3 protein-coding genes and 1 rRNA gene are annotated in these 4,482 nt (G+C 50.0%); 3 read left to right on the top strand and 1 reads right to left on the bottom strand.

Annotated features, from left to right (window positions below):
• Positions 1 to 260: 260 nt before the first annotated feature.
• Positions 261 to 377, top strand: a 5S ribosomal RNA gene (gene rrf / locus GJ1_RS17095).
• Between the two features lie 43 nt (positions 378 to 420).
• On the opposite strand, the gene GJ1_RS17090 is transcribed toward rrf, so the two are convergent.
• Complete coding sequence (locus GJ1_RS17090; RefSeq protein ID WP_066235051.1) at positions 421 to 1,398, bottom strand: YaaC family protein; 978 nt, start codon at positions 1,396 to 1,398, stop codon at positions 421 to 423.
• A 125-nt stretch (positions 1,399 to 1,523) separates the two neighbouring features.
• Between GJ1_RS17090 and guaB the strand changes: the two genes are divergently transcribed.
• Positions 1,524 to 2,990, top strand: a complete 1,467-nt coding sequence (gene guaB / locus GJ1_RS17085) for an IMP dehydrogenase (protein ID WP_066235049.1) — start codon at positions 1,524 to 1,526, stop codon at positions 2,988 to 2,990.
• Positions 2,991 to 3,094: 104 nt separating this feature from the next.
• Positions 3,095 to 4,456, top strand: a complete 1,362-nt coding sequence (locus tag GJ1_RS17080; RefSeq protein ID WP_066235046.1) for a serine hydrolase — start codon at positions 3,095 to 3,097, stop codon at positions 4,454 to 4,456.
• Positions 4,457 to 4,482 lie beyond the last annotated feature (26 nt).

Raw genomic sequence — 4,482 nt, 5'->3', positions numbered from 1 at the left:
GAGCGGCGGCGAGCCGCAGCTGGACAGTGCGAAAAGTGGAAGCGCCGCGGTCAGCTCTCGATGCCAAATGTTCTTCACCCGCAGGGGTGCTTGCACCCCGAGGGGGAAGGTTATTTGGCAGAAGAGAGCTAGGCGCTGGAACTAGACAAAGAAAAGCGCAGGCTCGCGGCTTCTTCCTGAGCACGGTTATCTAGTTTTGAGGGAATGAAAAAATCTTGACAACAACCCAACTTTCCTTATAATAAAACTTGTCCATGTTGCCTAGTGGTGATAGCGGAGGGGAAACACCCGTTCCCATCCCGAACACGGAAGTTAAGCCCTCCAGCGCCGATGGTAGTTGGGGCCAGCGCCCCTGCAAGAGTAGGTCGCTGCTAGGCGGAGAAATCCCCTGCTGTGCGTGCAACAGGGGATTTTCTTGTTTCAACCAGAAAATTTTTGCAGTAAGTATTCATTGAGCAACAGCGGAACTTTTTCCGCCGACATGGTAAGAAACTCGAGAATAAAAGTGTATGCTTTACTTGGATAAGAGTGGAGAAGCTCGCTCCACCATTCGGTCTCGTAGCGTGAAATCATGCTTAAGTTATACAGCAATAAATAATGGGCGTGTATTTCTGGAAGCGTGAAAATTTTCTCTTTCTTTACCGGAATCCGGATTGTGCCGTCAAGATGAAATAAAAATGGACCTTCTCCGGCTGGCGACAGCGGCGATTCGATATGAAAATACAGAGATTCTCCTTCCTCTTTGGCGAACGAAAGCCGCCTTCCTTGTCCTTCTTCGCATAGATATTGAATAAAGCGGGCCAACGGCATATGGTAGTGGTCTAAAATTGTTTTTGGGATGGCAAGCATCGGCGGTGAAGCGATATGTACAACGGGCAAAGATAATGGTTTTTTTCGCCCGCTTAGAAGAAAAAACGTTTCATGCAGCTCGCCAATTCGTTGAAGCAACATACCCATGCGAAATTTTTCCCCAGCTTCCTGTTTCACATGAAACATTTTTTCAGAAAAATGTGTGAATAAGCCGTTTTTTTGTACTTTTACTTCATCATCTAAAAATTCGTAGCCTTGTTTTTTTCGTTTTCTTGCTGATACGCCGTGGGCCAAAACCGATGTCGATTCTGGATAGTCAGGGTCGACGGTGAGAAGGCATGCCTTTATGAGCTGCACCATGCCGTAAAACAAGAGAACCGGCTTGATGGACAGCGGCGCCTGCTGGGCAGCGGCGTAAAAGTTTTGCCCGTGTTCCAGATAATATAAAAATGGGTAACAGTTTGCATAACTGCGTTGGACGGCGTCATCCCGCTGCAGCTGTTGATAGCATTGCCGCAAAAATTGCTGCGCAGTATCGGCCGAGCGGAAAACAGAAAGGCGAAACAGTTGACCGTGATTTCCGAACATTTTTACCCCCCTTATAAAGATTTGTCCTAAAATAACTGAAAAATTGGACATTTTTTTGATTCCTTGACAGTAGTTTAACCAGTTGTTAAGCTACTAATAATATTTCCGGACAAGGGGGAGAAAACATGTGGGAAGCGAAATTTGCCAAGGAAGGTTTGACGTTTGACGATGTTCTTCTCATCCCAGCGAAATCAGATGTGTTGCCGCGCGATGTCGATGTGACGACGAAGTTGAGCGATACCCTGCAGCTGAACATCCCGATTCTCAGCGCCGGGATGGATACGGTGACCGAAGCGGAGATGGCGATCGCGATGGCGCGTCAGGGAGGCCTTGGCATCATTCATAAAAATATGTCGATCGAACAGCAAGCCGAGCAGGTCGACAAGGTCAAACGGTCGGAACGAGGCGTCATTACCGATCCGTTTTTCTTAACACCGGATCATCAAGTGTATGATGCGGAACATTTAATGAGCAAATACCGCATTTCGGGCGTTCCGATTGTCAACAACCCTGAGGAGCAAAAGTTAGTCGGCATTATTACGAACCGCGACTTGCGCTTCATTCAAGACTATTCGATTAAAATTTCTGAGGTAATGACAAAGGAAAACTTGATCACCGCTCCGGTAGGAACTACGTTGGAAGAAGCGGAGAAAATTTTGCAAAAACATAAAGTCGAAAAACTGCCTCTTGTCGATGAAAACGGCGTGCTGAAAGGCTTGATTACGATTAAGGATATTGAAAAGGTCATTGAGTTCCCGAATTCGGCGAAAGATGCGAAAGGGCGGCTCATCGTTGGGGCGGCCGTCGGGGTGACGACGGACACGATGATCCGCGTCAAAAAACTCGTTGAGGCGGGGGTTGATGTCATTGTCGTTGACACGGCGCACGGGCACTCAAAAGGCGTTCTTGAAACGGTGGCCAACATCCGGCGCCAATACCCAGACTTGAACATCATCGCCGGCAATGTCGCGACAGCCGAAGGGACGCGCGACTTGATTGAGGCCGGGGCAAACATTGTCAAAGTCGGGATTGGTCCCGGGTCCATCTGCACGACACGGGTTGTCGCGGGGGTCGGGGTGCCGCAAATTACGGCGATCTACGACTGTGCGATGGAGGCGCGCAAACACGGCGTCCCGATCATCGCTGACGGTGGAATCAAATATTCCGGCGACATCGTGAAGGCGATCGCGGCCGGGGCGCACGCGGTGATGCTCGGCAGCTTGCTTGCCGGCGTTTCCGAAAGCCCGGGTGAGACAGAGATTTATCAAGGCCGCCGCTTTAAAGTGTACCGGGGCATGGGATCGGTCGCGGCGATGGAACGCGGCAGCAAAGACCGCTATTTCCAAGAAGACGCGAAAAAGTTTGTCCCGGAAGGCATCGAAGGGCGCGTACCGTACAAAGGGCCGCTTGCCGATACAATTTACCAGCTTGTCGGCGGGTTGCGCGCCGGCATGGGATATTGCGGAACGCGGAATTTGGAGGAGCTGCGCGAGAAAACGCAATTTATCCGCATGACGAGCGCAGGGCTCCGCGAAAGCCATCCGCATGACGTGCAAATTACGAAAGAGGCGCCGAACTACTCCGCGTTTTGATCGGGGTTGCGCCAATCGGCCTAACTTTGACGGAGACATGTCCTCCGTCTATTTTTTTGGCCGACGGTATGTTACAATAACGGTTGTGTGAGGAGGGTGTCGTTGTGAGGAGGAGAAGACAAAACTCATTTCTTTGGCTGGTGTTGGCGATTTGTCTTGGTTTGATGCTAGGGCCGTTTCAACAGACGGCAAAGGCGGAAAGCGCGCCGCTGGACATCCGGGCGGATGCTGCGATTTTGGTGGATGCACAGACGGGGAGAATTTTGTATGAAAAAAATATCGATACGGTGCTCGGGATTGCCAGCATGACGAAAATGATGACCGAGTATTTGCTTCTTGACGCCATTAAGGAAAATCGCGTCAAATGGGATCAAACGTATATGCCGAGCGATTACGTGTACCGGCTGTCGCAAGACCGAGCGCTGTCCAATGTCCCGCTGCGCAAGGACGGCAAGTATACAGTGCGCGAGCTGTACGAGGCGATGGCTATTTATTCGGCGAATGGGGCCACGGTGGCGATTGCTGAGATCATCGCTGGTTCGGAAAAAAACTTTGTAAAAATGATGAACGACAAAGCGAAGGAGCTTGGGCTGAAAGATTATAAATTTGTCAATGCGACCGGGCTAAGCAATGAAGATTTAAAAGGATTTCATCCGGAAGGGACAAGCACAAATGAGGAAAACGTCATGTCTGCACGGGCGATGGCGATGCTTGCTTACCGGCTGCTGAAGGATCATCCGGAAGTGTTGAAGACGGCAAGCATCCCGCATAAAATGTTCCGAGAAGGAACGGAAGATGAGATCAAAATGGACAACTGGAACTGGATGCTGCCGGGGCTTGTCTACGGATATGAAGGTGTGGACGGCTTAAAAACAGGCTATACAGAGTTTGCCGGCAACTGCTTTACCGGCACAGCGAAACGAAACGGCGTCCGCCTTATTTCGGTTGTCATGAACGCGAAAGATGCGAGCGGGAAAACGACAAAAGAGGCGCGCTTTAAAGAAACGGAAAAACTATTTAACTACGGATTCAATCAATACTCGCTCGAGACGCTTTATCCGAAAGGATACGAGCTGAAAGGAAAAGAGACGCTTCCGGTCGTGAAAGGGAAAGAAAAAGAAGTTCGTGTCGCGACAGCGAAAAAACTGTCACTGCTCATTAAAAACGGTGAAGAAAAGCAATATAAGCCTGTATACGTATTGGACAAAAAAAAGATGACAAACGAAGGGAAACTAGTCGCCCCGTTGAAAAAAGGAGAAACCGTTGGATATATGACGCTCGAATATAAAGGGGACGATTCTCTCGCCTTCTTAAGCCCAGACATGCAAAAAAACATCCGTGTGCCGCTCGTCACGACCGCTGAAGTCGAAAAAGCGAACTGGTTTGTGCTCTCGATGCGCGCGGTCGGCGGGTTGTTTGCAGACTTATGGACAAGCGTCGCCCAAACGGTGAAAGGCTGGCTGTAAATCGACTCCCCTTGATGGGGAGCTTG

Origin of the sequence: Geobacillus jurassicus NBRC 107829, assembly GCF_001544315.1 — a bacterium.
Lineage (GTDB): Bacteria > Bacillota > Bacilli > Bacillales > Anoxybacillaceae > Geobacillus > Geobacillus jurassicus.
This window is presented reverse-complemented; position numbering and strand designations above follow the sequence as displayed.

Coding starts and splice junctions, on each gene's coding strand:
- GJ1_RS17090 (WP_066235051.1), bottom strand. CDS start 1,398: ATGTTCGGAAATCACGGTCAACTGTTTCGCCTTTCTGTTTTCCGCTCG.
- guaB (WP_066235049.1), top strand. CDS start 1,524: ATGTGGGAAGCGAAATTTGCCAAGGAAGGTTTGACGTTTGACGATGTT.